Origin of the sequence: Rhizobium acidisoli (genome assembly GCF_002531755.2) — a bacterium.
GTDB classification, from domain to species: domain Bacteria; phylum Pseudomonadota; class Alphaproteobacteria; order Rhizobiales; family Rhizobiaceae; genus Rhizobium; species Rhizobium acidisoli.
Genome location: NZ_CP034998.1, coordinates 4,185,821 through 4,202,432, shown reverse-complemented (window position 1 = coordinate 4,202,432; position 16,612 = coordinate 4,185,821). Strand labels below are relative to the sequence as shown.

17 protein-coding genes are annotated in these 16,612 nt (G+C 61.6%); 13 read left to right on the top strand and 4 right to left on the bottom strand.

What is annotated here, in order from left to right:
• Positions 1 to 5: 5 nt before the first annotated feature.
• Genes hisA through coaA form a run of 4 tightly spaced genes read left to right on the top strand, consistent with a single transcriptional unit; the run spans position 6 to position 2,873 of the window.
• Positions 6 to 752 carry a 1-(5-phosphoribosyl)-5-[(5-phosphoribosylamino)methylideneamino]imidazole-4-carboxamide isomerase gene (hisA, locus tag CO657_RS20440; RefSeq protein ID WP_012559417.1) on the top strand — a complete coding sequence of 249 codons (747 nt, stop codon included), beginning with the start codon at positions 6 to 8 and terminating at the stop codon, positions 750 to 752.
• On the top strand, positions 752 to 1,540 hold the full coding sequence (gene hisF / locus CO657_RS20435; protein WP_054185463.1) for an imidazole glycerol phosphate synthase subunit HisF: 789 nt from the start codon (positions 752 to 754) through the stop codon (positions 1,538 to 1,540). Before hisA ends, hisF begins: the two co-directional genes overlap by 1 nt.
• A gap of 17 nt (positions 1,541 to 1,557) precedes the next feature.
• A complete protein-coding gene (locus CO657_RS20430; protein WP_003589483.1) occupies positions 1,558 to 1,881 on the top strand; it encodes a phosphoribosyl-ATP diphosphatase in 324 nt (107 codons plus the stop codon).
• On the top strand, positions 1,878 to 2,873 hold the full coding sequence (gene coaA, locus CO657_RS20425; RefSeq protein WP_003589484.1) for a type I pantothenate kinase: 996 nt from the start codon (positions 1,878 to 1,880) through the stop codon (positions 2,871 to 2,873). The genes CO657_RS20430 and coaA overlap by 4 nt, the downstream gene beginning before the upstream one ends.
• A gap of 20 nt (positions 2,874 to 2,893) precedes the next feature.
• On the opposite strand, the gene CO657_RS20420 is transcribed toward coaA, so the two are convergent.
• The 4 genes from CO657_RS20420 to CO657_RS36820 all read right to left on the bottom strand — a co-directional run bounded on the left by CO657_RS20420 (position 2,894) and on the right by CO657_RS36820 (position 5,919).
• On the bottom strand, positions 2,894 to 3,511 hold the full coding sequence (locus CO657_RS20420; protein WP_012559415.1) for an alpha-ketoglutarate-dependent dioxygenase AlkB family protein: 618 nt from the start codon (positions 3,509 to 3,511) through the stop codon (positions 2,894 to 2,896).
• A gap of 1 nt (position 3,512) precedes the next feature.
• Complete coding sequence (arfB, locus tag CO657_RS20415; RefSeq protein WP_003589488.1) at positions 3,513 to 3,953, bottom strand: alternative ribosome rescue aminoacyl-tRNA hydrolase ArfB; 441 nt, start codon at positions 3,951 to 3,953, stop codon at positions 3,513 to 3,515.
• Between the two features lie 107 nt (positions 3,954 to 4,060).
• Positions 4,061 to 5,671, bottom strand: a complete 1,611-nt coding sequence (locus tag CO657_RS20410) for a phosphoenolpyruvate carboxykinase (RefSeq protein WP_012559414.1) — start codon at positions 5,669 to 5,671, stop codon at positions 4,061 to 4,063.
• A 104-nt stretch (positions 5,672 to 5,775) separates the two neighbouring features.
• On the bottom strand, positions 5,776 to 5,919 hold the full coding sequence (locus tag CO657_RS36820) for a hypothetical protein (protein ID WP_156339798.1): 144 nt from the start codon (positions 5,917 to 5,919) through the stop codon (positions 5,776 to 5,778).
• Positions 5,920 to 6,008: 89 nt separating this feature from the next.
• Here CO657_RS36820 and CO657_RS20405 point away from each other — a divergent pair, with 89 nt between their 5' ends.
• The 9 genes from CO657_RS20405 to CO657_RS20365 all read left to right on the top strand — a co-directional run bounded on the left by CO657_RS20405 (position 6,009) and on the right by CO657_RS20365 (position 16,612).
• Positions 6,009 to 6,743 (top strand): response regulator transcription factor, encoded by a 735-nt coding sequence (locus tag CO657_RS20405; protein WP_012559413.1) that lies wholly within the window; start codon positions 6,009 to 6,011, stop codon positions 6,741 to 6,743.
• 79 nt (positions 6,744 to 6,822) lie between these two features.
• Positions 6,823 to 8,613, top strand: coding sequence for a sensor histidine kinase (locus CO657_RS20400; RefSeq protein WP_003589491.1), 1,791 nt, complete (start codon positions 6,823 to 6,825; stop codon positions 8,611 to 8,613).
• A complete protein-coding gene (locus CO657_RS20395) occupies positions 8,610 to 9,059 on the top strand; it encodes an HPr kinase/phosphorylase (RefSeq protein ID WP_003589492.1) in 450 nt (149 codons plus the stop codon). Before CO657_RS20400 ends, CO657_RS20395 begins: the two co-directional genes overlap by 4 nt.
• Before the next feature lie 150 nt (positions 9,060 to 9,209).
• The gene (locus CO657_RS20390; RefSeq protein ID WP_003544139.1) at positions 9,210 to 9,611 is read left to right on the top strand and encodes a PTS sugar transporter subunit IIA; all 402 of its coding nucleotides are present in this window, start codon (positions 9,210 to 9,212) and stop codon (positions 9,609 to 9,611) included.
• A gap of 9 nt (positions 9,612 to 9,620) precedes the next feature.
• Positions 9,621 to 9,896 (top strand): HPr family phosphocarrier protein, encoded by a 276-nt coding sequence (locus tag CO657_RS20385; protein WP_012559412.1) that lies wholly within the window; start codon positions 9,621 to 9,623, stop codon positions 9,894 to 9,896.
• 273 nt (positions 9,897 to 10,169) lie between these two features.
• Positions 10,170 to 11,570, top strand: a complete 1,401-nt coding sequence (ahcY, locus tag CO657_RS20380; protein WP_003589494.1) for an adenosylhomocysteinase — start codon at positions 10,170 to 10,172, stop codon at positions 11,568 to 11,570.
• A 203-nt stretch (positions 11,571 to 11,773) separates the two neighbouring features.
• On the top strand, positions 11,774 to 14,359 hold the full coding sequence (locus CO657_RS20375; RefSeq protein ID WP_012559411.1) for a PAS domain-containing sensor histidine kinase: 2,586 nt from the start codon (positions 11,774 to 11,776) through the stop codon (positions 14,357 to 14,359).
• A complete protein-coding gene (gene tsaE / locus CO657_RS20370) occupies positions 14,356 to 15,867 on the top strand; it encodes a tRNA (adenosine(37)-N6)-threonylcarbamoyltransferase complex ATPase subunit type 1 TsaE (protein WP_054185464.1) in 1,512 nt (503 codons plus the stop codon). The genes CO657_RS20375 and tsaE overlap by 4 nt, the downstream gene beginning before the upstream one ends.
• Positions 15,868 to 15,880: 13 nt before the next feature.
• A complete protein-coding gene (locus CO657_RS20365; RefSeq protein ID WP_054185465.1) occupies positions 15,881 to 16,612 on the top strand; it encodes a nucleotidyltransferase family protein in 732 nt (243 codons plus the stop codon).

Below are 16,612 nucleotides of genomic sequence, written 5' to 3'. Positions count from 1 at the left end.
ACGACATGATCCTTTTTCCCGCGATCGATCTGAAGGGCGGCCAATGCGTCCGCCTGAAGCTCGGCGACATGCAACAGGCGACGGTCTACAACACCGATCCGGCCGCCCAGGCGAAATCCTTCGAAGACCAGGGTTTCGAATGGCTGCATGTGGTCGATCTCGACGGTGCCTTTGCGGGACATTCGGCCAATGGCGATGCCGTGGAAGCGATCCTCAAGGCAACGAAAAATCCGGTGCAGCTCGGCGGCGGCATTCGTACGCTCGATCATATCGAAGCATGGCTGTCGCGCGGGCTGCGGCGCGTCATTCTCGGCACCGTCGCGGTCAGAAATCCTGATCTGGTCATCGAAGCCTGCCGGAAGTTTCCTGGTCACGTCGCCGTCGGCATCGATGCCAAGGGCGGCAAGGTGGCCGTCGAGGGCTGGGCTGAAGCTTCCGAGCTCGGTGTCATCGAGCTCGCCCGGAAATTCGAAGGCGCCGGCGTTGCCGCGATCATCTACACCGATATCGACCGTGACGGCATCCTTGCCGGCATCAACTGGACCTCGACGCTGGAACTTGCCGAGGCCGTTTCCATTCCGGTCATCGCCTCCGGCGGCCTTGCCTCTCTCGATGACGTCAGGCGCATGCTGGAGCCGGATGCGCAGAAGCTCGAAGGGGCAATTTCAGGCCGCGCGCTTTACGACGGCCGCATCGACCCCGCGGAAGCACTGGCGCTGATCAAGGCCAGCAGGGCAAAGGAGACTGCGTAATGACCCTCAAGGCCCGTGTCATCCCCTGCCTCGACGTCAAGGACGGCCGCGTCGTCAAGGGCGTCAACTTTCTCAATCTCGTTGATGCCGGCGATCCCGTCGAGGCGGCGAAGGCCTATGATGCGGCCGGCGCCGACGAACTCTGCTTCCTCGACATCACCGCTTCCTCGGACAATCGCGAGACGATCTTCGATGTCGTGTCGCGCACGGCCGACCAATGCTTCATGCCGCTGACGGTCGGCGGCGGGGTGCGCACCATCGCCGATATCCGCAAGCTCCTGCTGTGCGGCGCCGACAAGGTCTCGATCAATTCGGCGGCGGTCAGCAATCCCGACTTCGTCACTGAGGCGGCCGACAAGTTCGGCGACCAGTGCATCGTCGTCTCGATCGACGCCAAGCGCAGACGCACGCAGGCGGTCGGCGGCGACAATCTCAGCGCCTGGGAAATCTATACGCATGGCGGCCGCAATGCGACCGGCATCGACGCCGTCGAATTCGCCCAGAAGATGGTGGAACGCGGCGCCGGCGAGCTGCTGGTGACCTCGATGGACCGCGACGGCACCAAGGTCGGCTACGACCTGGAGCTGACGCGGGCGATTGCCGATGCGGTGCGTGTGCCCGTCATCGCCTCAGGCGGCGTCGGCCACCTCGACGATCTCGTCGCCGGAGTGAAAGAGGGCCATGCCAACGCCGTTCTCGCCGCATCGATCTTCCACTTCGGCACCTATTCCGTCGGAGAAGCGAAGCACTATATGTCGAAGTGCGGCATCGACATGCGTCTCGACTGAACCTTGAAAGCGGACATATGAGCGGATTTTCCCTTTCCGATCTCGAAAGCATCGTCGCAGAGCGCTCGACAGCCTCGCCGGAGCAATCCTGGACAGCGAAGCTTGTCGCCGCCGGCCAGCCGAAAGCGGCCAAGAAGCTCGGTGAAGAGGCGATTGAAGCGGTGATGGCGGCAGTGACCGGCGACCGCGACAATCTGACTTATGAAGCCGCCGATGTGCTCTATCACCTATTGGTCGTATTGAAGATTGCTGAAATACCGTTAGAGAATGTCATGGCCGAGCTCGAGCGCAGAACCGCGCAGTCCGGCCTCAAGGAAAAGGCCGGCCGGCAGAGTTCATGAGTATCGCGACTGAGATTATCGGGGTGCCGGAAACGTTGGATCACTTTCAGTCGGACTCCTATTCGCCCTACCACTTCTTCTCTTCCGAACAATGGGCGAAGTTCCGCGCCGACACGCCGCTGACGCTGACCAGCGACGAGGTCAAGCGGCTGCGTTCGATGGGCGACCCGATCGATCTCGACGAGGTCAGGCGCATCTATCTGTCGCTGTCGCGGCTGCTGTCGGCGCATGTCGAATCCTCGCAGATGCTGTTCGAACAGCGAAACCGCTTCCTCAGCCTCTCCGATGTGACCAAGACGCCTTTCGTCATCGGCATCGCCGGCTCGGTCGCCGTCGGAAAATCGACCACGGCCCGCGTTCTCAAGGAACTACTGGGGCGCTGGCCTTCCAGCCCGAAGGTCGATCTTGTCACCACCGACGGTTTCCTTCATCCGAATGCCGTGCTGCAGCGGGAAAAGCTGATGCAGCGCAAGGGTTTTCCGGAGAGTTACGACACGGCTGCGATCCTGCGCTTTCTCTCGGCGATCAAGGCCGGGCAGCCGGATGTCAAGGCGCCCAGCTATTCGCACCTCGTCTATGACGTGCTGCCCGACGAATACAAGATCGTCGACCGGCCGGACATCCTGATCTTCGAGGGCATCAACGTGCTGCAATCGCGCGACCTGCCGGCCGGCGGCAAGATCGTGCCGATGGTCTCCGACTTCTTCGACTTCTCGATCTATATCGATGCCGCGGAAGATCTGATTCACAACTGGTACGTCGCACGTTTCATGCGGCTGCGCGAAACCGCCTTCCGCGATCCGAATTCCTATTTCCATCGCTACGCTTCGATCAGCGACGCGGAAGCGCTCGAAATCGCCGGGGATCTCTGGGCGAACATCAACTTGAAAAACCTGCGGCAGAACATCCTGCCGACGCGCCCGCGTGCCGATCTCATCCTGAAAAAGGGCAAGGACCATCTGATCGAGCAGGTCGCGCTGCGGAAACTATAGCAGGCGATTCTTGCTGCCCATCAGCCTGGAGGATTGACGCGGCGCAGCGTCAGATTGATGCGGCCACCATTCTTCAAGAGCGTCGACGTCGCCGGATGAATGCGGTCGACGCCGTGGAAACACAGTCTCCCCTCGCCGCCCAGCACGACCAGATCGCCGCTCGAAAGCTTGAAGGATAGCGTGCGATCATTGCGGCTGAGGCCGCCGACGCGGAAGAGGCAGCTGTTGCCGAGCGAGATCGAGACGACAGGCGCCTGCAAATCTCTCTCGTCCTTGTCCTGATGCAGGCCCATGCGGGCGTCGTCGGAGTAGAAATTGATCAGGCAGGCTTCCGGCGGCTTGTCGTAGCCGGCAACGTCATTCCAGATTTCGAGCAATTCCTGCGGCATATAGGGCCAAGGCCTGCCGGTCGCCGGATGCGTCGGCTGGTAGCGATAGCCGCGCTCCTTGTCGGTCACCCAGCCGAGCGGCCCGCAATTGGTCATCCGCACCGACATCGGTTTGCCGGTCCCGGGCATGACGGGCACATAAAGCGGCGCCTCGGCGACAATCGTGCGGATCACCTCGACTAGGGCCTCCTGACGCGCCCGGTCGAGATAGCCGGGGAGATGGCGAATGCCGCTCAAGAGCTCCGGCATGTCATTCACTGCCGCCACCAGGGCGGCCCCGCATCTTCTTGACTTCCGAGCGGCCGGATTTTTCCTTCAGGCGGCGCTCGACCGAACCCTTGGTCGGCTTGGTCTTCTTGCGCGGCGGCGGCGGCGGCTTGGCAGCCTCCAATATCAATTCCTTCAACCGCTCGCGCGCATCCTCGCGGTTGCGGTCCTGGCTGCGAAACCGGCTCGCCTCGATCATCAGCACGCCGTCCTTCGACATTCGCCGGCCGGCGAGCTTGACCGCATTGGTTTTGACACGGTCATTCAGCGACGGTGAATTCGGAATGTTGAAGAACAGCTGGACCGCAGTCGAGACCTTGTTGACATTCTGCCCGCCGGGGCCGCCCGCCAGAACGAACTGTTCCGTCAGCTCCCATCCGGCGATGGTGATCCTGTCGTTGATATAGAGTGCGTCGCTGGCCATGCGCCGTTCTATCTCACATCGGCAGCCCGTTGAAAATATCGGCCGTCAACCGAAAAACCCGGCAATCCTGCGATGCCGGGTTTCACGTGAGTCAAAGATTATTCGTTTTATTCGGCCGCGACCTTCACGCCTGGGGCCGCGTCGCGGACGCCGCCATCGACGTGACCTTCGAATTTCGCGAAGTTGGCGATGAACATCGAGACCAGCTTTTCGGCCTGTGCGTCATAGGCTGCCTTGTCGGCCCAGGTCGAGCGCGGGTCGAGAATGCTGCTGTCGACGCCGTTGACGGAGACCGGCACGGCGAAGCCGAAATTGGTATCCGCACGGAATTCGACCTGGCCGAGTTCGCCGGTCAGGGCGGCTGCGAGCAGCGCGCGTGTCGCTTTGATCGGCATGCGCTTGCCAGTGCCGTAGGCGCCGCCGGTCCAACCGGTATTCACCAGCCAGCATTCGACGCCGTGGCGGCTGATCAGTTCCTTGAGCAGATTGCCGTATTCAGCCGGATGCCGCGGCATGAAAGGCGCGCCGAAGCAGGTGGAGAAGGTTGCTTCCGGCTCGACGACACCCTTTTCGGTGCCGGCCACCTTGGCGGTGTAGCCGGAGAGGAAGTGATACATCGCCTGATCGGGCGTCAAACGGGCGATCGGCGGCATGACGCCGAAGGCATCGGCGGTCAGCATGATGATCGTCTTCGGATGCCCGGCCCGGCCGGTTTCTGAAGCGTTCGGGATGAAATCCATCGGATAGGCGCAGCGGGTGTTCTCGGTCAGCGAGCCGTCATCGAAATTCGGCTCGCGACGCTCGTTCAGCACGACGTTTTCGAGCACGGTGCCGAAGCGCTGGGTCGTCGCATAGATTTCCGGCTCGGCTTCGGCCGACAGGCGGATGGTCTTGGCGTAGCAGCCGCCTTCGAAGTTGAAGATGCCGTTTTCGCTCCAGCCGTGTTCGTCATCGCCGATCAGCGTGCGGGCCGGGTCGGCCGACAGCGTCGTCTTGCCGGTGCCGGAAAGGCCGAAGAACACTGCGGCGTCACCGTTGGGGCCGACATTGGCCGAGCAGTGCATCGGCATCACGCCCTTGGCGGGCAGCAGGTAGTTGAGAACGGTAAAGACCGACTTTTTCATTTCACCGGCATAGGAGGTGCCGCCGATGAGGACGAGACCATTGGTCAGGTCGCAGGCGATCACCGTTTCCGAGCGGCAGCCGTGGCGGGCCGGATCGGCCTTGAAGCTCGGCAGATCGATGATCGTCAGCTTCGGCGCAAAGCTCGGCAGCGCTGCGGCGTCGGGGCGAATCAGCAGATTGCGGATGAACAGCGAGTGCCAGGCAAATTCGGTGACGACACGGGTCGGCAGAGCGTGGCCTTCCTCGGCACCGCCGATGAGATCCTGAACGAACAGGTCTTTCCCCGCAGCGTGCGCCAGCATATCCGCGCGCAGCAGCGCGAAATGTTCCGGCGAAAGCGGCTTGTTGTTGTCCCACCAGATTTCGCCATCGGTATTGCTGTCGCGTACGACGAACTTGTCACGCGGCGAACGGCCGGTGTGCTGGCCGGTGATAGCCCGCAGCGCACCCTGAGCGGTCAGTTCGGCTTCGCCCCGGCGGATCGATTCTTCATAGAGCGCGGCGGCGGAAAAGTTGTAGCGAACGCTGGCTGCGCCGCCCAATCCAACCGTTGCCAGCTCTGTTGCCGGGTTATGAACTCCGAACATTTCCATGGCTAGTTCCCTTCGCTCAGGCTCGTTGCCGTTAAAACTAATCGCGAAAATACGGGGAGAAATTTTAAAACGCAAGAGACGAAACTTGAAAAAATATAGTAATATCAATTATTTAATCGATTTAAATTTAACGCCATAATTTTAAATCGTTTTAAATGGGCGCGTTGAAACATTTTACCGCACCACTCAGGATTGCCTTCGAATTCGACGACAATCTTTCCCTTTATCTTTGCCACAATTTGTTCCACCTTTATCCTCCATAAGCGCATCCGGTCACTGAGACCGCCTGGGGAAAGCAAATCCGGGAGATTGCGCACTGATGACGGAGACGAACACCATGCCGACAATCGCGCTCGTTGATGACGACCGCAACATCCTCACCTCGGTGTCGATCGCACTGGAGGCCGAAGGATATAAGGTCGAGACCTATACGGACGGTGCTTCGGCCCTCGACGGCCTGCTGGCGCGCCCGCCGCAGCTGGCGATCTTCGACATCAAGATGCCGCGCATGGACGGCATGGAATTGCTGCGCCGTCTGCGGCAGAAGTCGGATATTCCCGTCATCTTCCTCACCTCCAAGGATGAGGAGATCGATGAGCTGTTCGGCCTGAAGATGGGCGCCGACGATTTTATCACCAAGCCTTTTTCGCAGCGCCTGCTGGTCGAGCGTGTCCGCGCCGTGCTGCGCCGTGCCTCGAGCCGTGAAGCCGCCGCCGCCGGCACCAGCCCCGTCGGCGCGCCGAAGAACGGCGCCGTGCAGCAGGCCCGCTCGCTGGAACGCGGGCAGCTGGTCATGGATCAGGAACGCCATACCTGCACCTGGAAGGGTGAGGCCGTGACGCTGACGGTCACCGAATTCCTGATCCTGCATTCGCTGGCGCAGCGCCCCGGCGTCGTCAAAAGCCGCGACGCGCTGATGGACGCAGCCTATGACGAACAGGTCTATGTCGACGACCGGACCATCGACAGCCACATCAAGCGGCTGCGCAAGAAATTCAAGATGGTCGACACCGACTTTGATATGATTGAAACACTCTACGGAGTGGGATACCGCTTCCGCGAAGCAGCCTGAGCCCAAACGGCGCAGCGCGAGACATTGTTGAGGGCTGCGGGCCGGTTTATCCGGCCCCGCCCTTCGAAAGGGCCAGTCGTTGGCACAGTTGGTGCAGGAAAGGGATCTCGACGATGCGGAGGGCGTGAGCACCCGTCGCGTCCGAGGCCGCCGTTGGTCGCATCCCTTCACGCTGATCCGCCGCATCTTCGGCAATGCCGTGTTTTCGAGCCTGACGCGACGCATCGTCTTCTTCAATCTCGTCGCACTGCTGGTGCTCGTCGGCGGTATCCTCTACCTCAACCAGTTTCGCGAGGGGCTGATCGACGCCCGCGCCGAGAGCCTTTTGACGCAAGGCGAGATCATCGCCGGCGCCATTTCGGCTTCCGCATCGGTCGATACGAACTCGATCACCATCGATCCGCAGAAGCTGCTCGAGCTGCAGGCCGGCCAGAGCATCACCCCGGTACCGAACGACGAAGACCTCGAATTCCCGATCGATCCCGAGAAGGTCGCGCCGGTGCTGCGCCGGCTGATCTCTCCGACGCGCACGCGCGCCCGCATCTTCGATGCCGATGCCAATCTGCTGCTGGATTCCCGTCATCTTTATTCGCGCGGCCAGGTGCTGCGTTTCGACCTGCCGCCGGTCGAGGAGGAGAAGCAGACCTGGAGCGAATGGTTCGCCACCCTGTTCAACAAGGCGCTGCAGCCGGGCAACCTGCCGCTCTACAAGGAAGCGCCGGGCGGCGACGGCTCGATCTATCCGGAAGTGATGAACGCGCTTACCGGCGTGCGCGGCGCCGTCGTGCGCACGACCGAAAAAGGCGAACTCATCGTTTCGGTCGCCGTGCCGATCCAGCGTTTCCGCGCCGTGCTCGGGGTGCTGCTGCTGTCGACACAGGCTGGAGACATCGACAATATCGTTCATGCCGAGCGGCTTGCGATCATGCGCGTCTTCGGCGTCGCGACGCTCGTCAACGTGCTGCTTTCGCTGGTGCTCTCGTCGACGATCGCCAATCCGCTGCGCCGCCTTTCGGCCGCCGCCATCCGGGTGCGCCGCGGAGCCAAGACACGTGAGCAGATTCCTGACTTCTCCGCCCGCCAGGATGAAATCGGCAATCTTTCCATTGCATTGCGCGAAATGACGACGGCGCTCTACGACCGCATCGATGCGATCGAGAGTTTCGCCGCCGATGTCAGCCACGAACTCAAGAATCCGCTGACGTCGCTGCGTAGCGCCGTCGAAACGCTGCCGCTTGCCCGATCCGACGATTCCAAGAAACGGCTGATGGACGTCATCCAGCACGATGTCCGCCGCCTCGACCGGCTGATCAGCGATATCTCCGACGCCTCGCGCCTCGATGCCGAGCTTGCTCGCGTCGATGCCGGTTCCGTCGACATGGAGGTGCTGTTGCGCGACCTCATCGAGGTTTCGCGCCAGGTCAGGAGCACCAAGAAGCAGGTGGAGATCGAATATGCGATCGACCGCAAGCCGAACGTCAAGACCCGCTTCGTCGTTACCGGCCACGACCTGCGCATCGGCCAGATCATCGCCAACCTGATCGAGAACGCCCGCTCCTTCGTGCCGGAGAAGGGTGGCAAGATTACCGTGCGGCTGGTTCGGACACGGTCGCGCTGCGTCACCACGATCGAAGACAACGGCCCCGGCATCCAGGCGGAAAATATCGACCGCATCTTCGAGCGCTTCTATACCGACCGGCCGGAATCGGAAGGCTTCGGCCAGAATTCGGGCCTCGGCCTGTCGATCAGCCGCCAGATCGCTGAGGCTCATGGCGGCTCGCTGCGAGCGGAGAACATCACCGACGCCGAAGGCGGGCAGGTGCTCGGTGCCCGCTTTATCCTCGCTTTACCAGTCGATGCCGCCGCATGACGGCGGCCCAGAACATCCATGCGACGGCGATCGTCGTCGGCAGGACGGGGCTCCTGTTCAGCGGTCCCTCCGGCTGGGGAAAATCGATGCTCGCCTTCACCTGCATGACCGAGGCGCGCCGGCTCGGGCTGTTTACGGCACTGGTCGCCGACGACCAGGTTCTTCTCTCCGAAGAGACCGGCGCCGTGGTGGCCACATGCCCGCCGTCGATCGCCGGACTGATCGAGCTTCGCGGCACCGGCATCGTCCGACAGGAGCATGTGCCCCAGGCGGCGATGCATTATGCCGTGCTTCCGGGCAGTGCGTCCGGTGAAAACCGCGTGCCGCCGGAGGGTGAAATCGTCAGCCTCGCGCCCGGTCTTTCGCTTCCCGCATTGCGGCTGCTCACAGGCGTCGCTTCACCGCTGGCAATGCTGATGGCGAAAGCGCCCGATATCGGACATTGAGGCCTTCCGGATTGATCAATCTGCCTTATATATTCGCATTTTTATCTTGCACTTCGGCTTTTCATGGCCAAGATGTGCCCCCACCGGTGGACGTAATTGCTGCATTGCGATATTGGGGCCACCGTTGGCGTATATGGGAGCAGTAATATCATGATCGGACTTGTGCTTGTCACTCATGGCAAGCTGGCTGAAGAGTTTCGTCATGCTGTCGAGCACGTCGTCGGTCCTCAAAAATTCATCGAGACGGTCTGTATTGGCCCCGAAGACGACATGGATCAAAGACGGCAGGACATTCTGGAAGCTGTATCCGGTGCCGATGACGGCCATGGCGTCGTCATTCTGACCGACATGTTCGGCGGAACGCCGTCCAATCTTGCCATATCAGTCATGAGCAGCGGCCATACCGAAGTCATTGCCGGCGTCAACCTGCCGATGCTGATCAAGCTCGCCGGCGTGCGTGGCGAGAACAACATGGAGAAGGCGCTGGTGGAGGCTTCCGAAGCCGGGCGGAAATATATCAATGTCGCGAGCCGCGTGCTCAGCGGAAAATAACGGCCCTTCATGACATCGCTCTCCCGGGAACTCCTCATCATCAACAAGCGCGGCCTTCACGCACGCGCCTCCGCAAAATTCGTGCAGATGGTCGAGACTTTCGATGCCGCCATTACCGTTTCCAAGGACGGAATGACGGTCGGCGGCACCTCCATCATGGGCCTGATGATGCTGGCGGCAAGCCCCGGATCGAGCGTCGTCGTCTCGGCAAGCGGCAGCCAGGCCGCCGAAGCGCTCGAGGCCCTGGACCAGCTGATCCAGAACCGGTTCGGCGAAGAGATGTGAGCTCTCCGAGCTCATATAAACATATAAAGACTTCTTTATATCCTTATTGCCTTCCCACCCGAAGCCTGCTAAACGGCGGATATGCCGTGCGCTAAAGCATGTTGCATCGAACTTGCTTCATGCGACACGCTTCAGCTCTCTTTTTTGTGCATGTCGTCATCCCGGAACCGCTGCACACATCCGGGCGACCTGCATCAGGACGCGGCCCATCCATCGCGCGGTCATTTTCGCGCCTGCGCCAATTTTGAGACGTTTTTCAGCCTGGAGGCCTCTATGAGCACTGAAAAAGATTATGTCGTCGCCGATATCGGGCTTGCGGATTTCGGCCGCAAGGAAATTACGATCGCCGAAACCGAAATGCCGGGGCTGATGTCCTGCCGCACCGAATTCGGCCAGGCAAAGCCGCTGAAGGGCGCGCGCATTACCGGCTCGCTGCATATGACCATCCAGACGGCCGTGCTCATCGAAACGCTGGTTGCTCTCGGCGCCGAAGTTCGCTGGGCCTCGTGCAACATCTTCTCGACGCAGGATCACGCCGCTGCCGCGATCGCCGCCGCCGGCGTTCCTGTTTTCGCCATCAAGGGCGAGTCGCTCGAAGATTACTGGGTCTATACCGACAAGATCTTCCAGTGGGCCGATGGCGGCCTTTCCAACATGATCCTCGATGACGGCGGCGACGCCACCATGTACATCCTGCTCGGCGCCCGCGCCGAAGCCGGCGAAGACGTGCTGTCGCATCCGCATTCCGAGGAAGAGGAAATCCTCTTCGCGCAGATCAAGAAGCGCCTCGCCGCTTCGCCTGGCTGGTTCACCAAGCAGCGCGACGCGATCAAGGGCGTCACCGAGGAAACGACGACCGGCGTCAACCGCCTCTACCAGCTCAGCCAGAAGGGCCTGCTGCCTTTCCCTGCGATCAACGTCAACGATTCCGTCACCAAGTCGAAGTTCGACAATAAGTACGGCTGCAAGGAATCGCTGGTCGACGGCATCCGCCGCGGCACCGATGTGATGATGGCCGGCAAGGTTGCCGTCGTCTGCGGCTACGGCGATGTCGGCAAGGGTTCTGCCGCTTCGCTCTCCGGCGCCGGCGCCCGCGTCAAGGTAACCGAAGCCGATCCGATCTGCGCCCTGCAGGCCGCCATGGACGGTTATGAAGTCGTGCTGCTTGAGGACGTCGTTTCCTCGGCAGATATCTTCATCACCACCACCGGCAACAAGGACGTCATCCGCATCGACCACATGCGTCAGATGAAGGACATGGCGATCGTCGGCAATATCGGCCACTTCGACAATGAAATCGAAGTCGCCGCACTTCGCAATCTCAAGTGGACCAACGTCAAGCCGCAGGTCGACCTGATCGAATTCCCCAAGGGCAACCGCATTATCCTTCTTTCCGAAGGCCGCCTGCTCAATCTCGGCAACGCCACCGGCCATCCGTCCTTCGTGATGTCGGCCTCCTTCACCAACCAGACGCTGGCGCAGATCGAACTCTTCACCAAGCCCGATCAATATTCCAACCAGGTCTATATCCTGCCGAAGCACCTCGATGAAAAGGTCGCGCGCCTGCATCTCGACAAGCTCGGCGTGAAGCTGACGCAGCTTTCCGAAGAGCAGGCTGCCTATATCGGCGTCTCGCCGAAGGGCCCTTTCAAGTCAGACCACTACAGATATTGATCTGATCGTTAATATCCACAAGATGTAGAAGCCGCGGCATTGACAAATGCCGCGGCTTATTTTTTGGGCGCTCCCTTCCCGCCGATTCCCATCCGAAGTATTGTTTTAAGACTTGATTCGTGGCGTCGGACCCTGTCCGGCCGCTCCGGAAATGGGATGTCTTGTCGTAATGCGGCACATTGAAGGACGGAGACATACCGCGGATGTCGGAACTGAAACACAGCCTGCCCGGTCAGGCGGATGATGGCGCTCGCGCCGGTCGCCGCCCGCTGATGGCAGGCCAAGAACATCAATCTGCAACGGCACACGAGGCCGCAAAGCAAGAGCATGGATCATTGGCGCGCTTTCTGAAAGCCTGCGCAGCCGGCACGGCGCTTGCCGCGCTGGCGCGGCCGGTTCTGGCACAGACGGAGCAGCAAGCAGCGGCAGCGGCTCACCTCTTCACATCCTCGCAGGTCGTCGGCGTTTCCGTCGTCATCGGCGTGATATCGGCAGCACTGCTTTCGACATTGTGGCTGGTGCGCCAGCGCGGCAATCTGGAAAGCGAGAGCCGGGAAATCCGCTCGGCGCTCTCCGATGCCCAACAGCGCATTTCGCAATACCAGGCGCTGATCGCCGACAAGAACCGGCGGATCGTCATCTGGGACGGCAATGCCCGCCCCGAACTGCTCGGCCAGCTTCCGCCCGAGACCGGCGCGCCGCAGGACGGCGAGTTCCTGGCCTTCGGCCTCTGGCTGAAGTCACGCTCGGCCGCCGATCTGGAAAAGGCCATCGACCGGCTGCGCGACGGGGCACAGAGCTTCGACATGGTGGTCGAAACCATCCGCGATGAAATCCTCGAGGCGCAGGGCCGGGTTTCCGGCGGCCGCGCCTTCGTCCGTTTCGTGGCGCTCAACAATCTGCGCGCCGAGCTTGCGGAACTCAGGATCGAGCGCGACCGGCTGATGACCTCGATCTCGGCCTTCCAGACCATGCTCGACGCGATCGACATGCCGGCCTGGCAGCGCGATCCGGCCGGCCGCCTCACCTGGGTCAACCAGGCTTATGGCGAGGCCGTCGAAGCGCGCTCGCCGCAACAGGCGATCAATGAAGGCCGCGAGATGCTGACCACCGTGGCGCGCGAACGCATTCGCGCGACGGTGACGCCGGAATCGCCCTTCCACGACACGATCTCGACGGTCGTGCACGGCAACCGCACCTTCTTTGACGTCGTCGACGTCAGGCTTCCCGGCGGCTCGGCCGGCATCGCAATCGATGTGTCCGACATCGAGGCGGTGCGCGCCGAGCTGGAACGGACGCTGAAGAGCCATGCCGAAACGCTAGACCATCTGGCCACGCCGGTCGCGATCTTCGACGGCGACCGCCGGCTGCAATTCTACAACCAGGCCTTCGTCGCCCTCTGGGAGCTGGATATCGCCTTTCTCGAAGGCCGGCCGGACAATAGCGAGCTGCTCGAGCGGCTGCGGGCAGCCAAGAAGCTGCCAGACCAGCTCAACTGGAAGAGCTGGAAGGAAGCGGCCCTTTCCGTCTACCGCGCGCTCGACACGCAATCCGATCTCTGGCACCTGCCGAACGGGCAGACATTGCGCGTCTTTGCGACCGCCCATCCGCAGGGCGGCGCCACCTGGGTGTTCGAAAACCTGACCGAGCAGGTCGATCTCGAAACGCGCTACAACACGCTGGTCAAGGTGCAGGGCGAAACGATCGATCATCTTTCCGAAGGTGTGGCGGTGTTCGGCCCGGATGGACGCATCCGTCTGTCGAACCCGGCCTTCCGCGCGCTCTGGGGGATTACCGAAACCGAAGCCAAGCCCGGCACCCATATCCGCGCGCTTGGCGAGGCCTGCGCGCCATCCTATGACCGGCCGGACGGCTGGAAGGCGTTCGCGGAACTGATCACCAGCTTCGACGACGAACGCCGCTCGGGCCAGGGAACGCTGGAACTTTTCTCCGGCCTCGTGCTCGACTATGCGGTCATCCCGCTGCCGAATGCGCAAACCATGCTGACCTTCGTCAACATGACGGACAGCGTGCGGGCCGAGCGGGCGCTGACCGAGAAGAACGAAGCGCTGCGCAAGGCCGACGAGCTGAAGAACGACTTCGTCCAGCACGTCTCCTACGAGCTGCGCTCGCCGCTGACGAATATCATCGGCTTCACCGACCTGCTGCGCACCCAGGGCGTCGGGCCGCTGAACGAACGCCAGGCCGAATATATCGACCATATCTCGACCTCGTCCTCGGTTCTCTTGACGCTCGTCAACGACATTCTCGACCTTGCGACCGTCGATGCCGGCATCATGCGGCTGAACTATGCGGATATCGATCTCAACGACCTGCTCGACGACGTCTCGATGCAGATCGCCGATCGCCTGCATGAAAGCGGCGTCGCGCTCGAAATCACCGCGCCGGCCTATCTCGGCTCGATCGTTGCCGACCCGCAGCGGCTAAAGCAGATCCTGCTGAAGCTGCTTTCCAATGCGGCGAATTTCTCGCCCGAGGGCACCTCGATCTCGCTGGAATGCCATCGCGAAGGCACGGATTTCGTCTTCTCCGTCAGCGATCGCGGCCCCGGCATTTCCCCCGATATGATCGCCACCGTCTTCGACCGTTTTGCGACGGGAGCGAAAAGCGGCAAACGCGGCGGTGCCGGCCTCGGACTGTCGATCGTCGACAGCTTCGTCAGCCTGCATCATGGCGACGTGACGATCGACAGCGAGCCGGGCAAGGGCACGACCGTCGTCTGCCGCATTCCCTCGGTCGATATCCCGCATTCCGCTGCCGCCGAATGACGACCGGCGACACGATCTCGCTTTTCCTGAAGGACGAAGCCGCGACCATCCGCTTCGGCGAAGACCTGGCGCTCGCCTTGAAAGCCGGCGATTGCCTTGCCCTTTCCGGCGATCTCGGCGCCGGCAAATCCTCGCTCGCCCGGGCGATCCTGCGCGCCATGGCCGATGACGAGGGGCTCGAGGTCCCGAGCCCGACCTTCACGCTGGTGCAATCCTATGATCTACGTATTCCCGTTTCGCACTTCGATCTCTACCGGCTCGGCGATCCGGCCGAACTGACGGAACTCGGATTCGACGAGGCCCTGGAGAACGGCATCTGCCTCGTCGAATGGCCCGAGATGGCTGAGGGCGAACTGCCGGCCGATCGTATCGCACTGAGGCTGGACCATGAAGGCGCCGGCCGCCGGGCAACGATCAAAGCCGCAGAGCCGCAGGCTTCACGCATCCGCAGGGTCCTGGCGATCCGCGCCTTCCTCGACGAAGCCGGCTATCCCGATGTCAAACGCCGCTTCCTGACCGGCGATGCTTCGCTGCGCGCCTATGAGGCGATCTATCCGGACGGTGGCCCGCGAAAAATACTGATGGATTGGCGCCCGCATCCCGAGGGACCGCCGGTCTATGACGGCAAGCCCTATCCCAAGGTCGCGCATCTGGCACAAAACGCCTATCCTTTCGTTGCGATTGCCGATGCCTTGCGCGAGCGGGGTTTTGCGGCGCCGGAGATTTATAAGGTCGATTATGAGCAGGGCATCCTGCTGATCGAGGATCTCGGCAGCGAAGGCATGCTCGATGAGGACGGAAGGCCCATCGCCGAACGTTACCGGCAAAGCGTCGCCTGCCTTGCCCATCTTCATTCCATGCAGATCCCGCAGGATATCCCGGTGTCTGCGACGCACACGCATCACATTCCGGACTTCGACCGCACGGCAATGAGGATGGAAGTGCAGCTTGTGCTCGATTGGCATATTGCCTGGAAACGCGGCACACCTCCCACCGATATCGAACGGGCGGAGTATCTGGCGATCTGGGACGCGCTCATCGACGAGCTCACGACCGCCGAGAAGAACCTGCTGCTGCGCGACTTCCATTCGCCTAATATCATCTGGCGCGACGAGAGAAGTGGTATTGGCAAAATCGGCATCATCGACTTCCAGGATGCGATGATCGGCCCGACCGCCTATGACCTCGCCTCCATCGTCCAGGATGCGCGGGTCACGATCGAACCGGCGCTCTTCCGGCAGCTGATGGATGATTATCTCAGCCTTCGCCGCGCCCAGGGCGGCTTTGACGAAGCCGAATTCATGAAGGCCTGGGCGATCATGTCGGCGCAGCGCAATTGCAAGCTTGCCGGTCTCTGGGTGCGGCTGTTGCAGCGCGACGGCAAGCCCGGCTATCTCAAACATATGCCGCGAACGCTTGCCTATCTCCAGGTCGCATTCGAGCACGAAGCGCTTGCCCCCTTGCGCGATTGGTGCGCAAGGGCTGGAATAGGCCAAAGCGAATCATAAGTTCCGGATCAGGATGACCATCAGACAAGCCATGGTACTGGCCGCGGGTCTTGGGACCCGTATGCGCCCGATCACCGACACGATCCCGAAGCCGCTGGTGAAAATCGACGGCAAGCCGATGATCGACTATGCGCTGGATATGCTGGTTGCGGCCGGCGTCGAACGGACCGTCGTCAATGTTCACCACTTTGCCGGCCAGATGCTCAATCATCTCGAGGCCTATCACGGCCTCGACATCATCATCTCCGACGAGCGGGAAGCGCTGATGAATTCCGGCGGCGGGCTGGCGAAGGGTCTGACCCTGCTCGATCGCGACAACGTTTTCGTCATGAATGCCGATCTCTTTTGGATCGGCGAACAGCCGGGACGACCGACGAACTTGCAGCGCTTAGCCGGATTCTTCGATGCCGAACGTATGGACATGGCGCTGCTCTGCGTGAGGATCGAGGATACGACGGGTCACAACGGCAAGAACGATTTCGGCATGGCGGCCGACGGCCGGCTGACGCGGTACCGCGACGATCCATCCAATCCCGTCGTCTATGCCGGCGCGATCGTCATGAACCCGTCGCTGCTAGACGATGCGCCGCAGGATGCCTTCAACCTCAATATCTATTTCGACAAGGCGATCGCGCGCGGGCGGCTTTTCGGCATGGTGCTCGAGGGCCACTGGCTGACGGTGGGAACGCCGGAGGCAATCGGCGAAGCGGAGGAAACGATCCGGCGGCTGCGGGCGTTCGCGTGA

Coding starts and splice junctions, on each gene's coding strand:
- hisA (WP_012559417.1), top strand. CDS start 6: ATGATCCTTTTTCCCGCGATCGATCTGAAGGGCGGCCAATGCGTCCGC.
- hisF (WP_054185463.1), top strand. CDS start 752: ATGACCCTCAAGGCCCGTGTCATCCCCTGCCTCGACGTCAAGGACGGC.
- CO657_RS20430 (WP_003589483.1), top strand. CDS start 1,558: ATGAGCGGATTTTCCCTTTCCGATCTCGAAAGCATCGTCGCAGAGCGC.
- coaA (WP_003589484.1), top strand. CDS start 1,878: ATGAGTATCGCGACTGAGATTATCGGGGTGCCGGAAACGTTGGATCAC.
- CO657_RS20420 (WP_012559415.1), bottom strand. CDS start 3,511: ATGCCGGAGCTCTTGAGCGGCATTCGCCATCTCCCCGGCTATCTCGAC.
- arfB (WP_003589488.1), bottom strand. CDS start 3,953: ATGGCCAGCGACGCACTCTATATCAACGACAGGATCACCATCGCCGGA.
- CO657_RS20410 (WP_012559414.1), bottom strand. CDS start 5,671: ATGGAAATGTTCGGAGTTCATAACCCGGCAACAGAGCTGGCAACGGTT.
- CO657_RS20405 (WP_012559413.1), top strand. CDS start 6,009: ATGCCGACAATCGCGCTCGTTGATGACGACCGCAACATCCTCACCTCG.
- CO657_RS20395 (WP_003589492.1), top strand. CDS start 8,610: ATGACGGCGGCCCAGAACATCCATGCGACGGCGATCGTCGTCGGCAGG.
- CO657_RS20390 (WP_003544139.1), top strand. CDS start 9,210: ATGATCGGACTTGTGCTTGTCACTCATGGCAAGCTGGCTGAAGAGTTT.
- CO657_RS20385 (WP_012559412.1), top strand. CDS start 9,621: ATGACATCGCTCTCCCGGGAACTCCTCATCATCAACAAGCGCGGCCTT.
- ahcY (WP_003589494.1), top strand. CDS start 10,170: ATGAGCACTGAAAAAGATTATGTCGTCGCCGATATCGGGCTTGCGGAT.
- CO657_RS20375 (WP_012559411.1), top strand. CDS start 11,774: ATGTCGGAACTGAAACACAGCCTGCCCGGTCAGGCGGATGATGGCGCT.
- tsaE (WP_054185464.1), top strand. CDS start 14,356: ATGACGACCGGCGACACGATCTCGCTTTTCCTGAAGGACGAAGCCGCG.
- CO657_RS20365 (WP_054185465.1), top strand. CDS start 15,881: ATGACCATCAGACAAGCCATGGTACTGGCCGCGGGTCTTGGGACCCGT.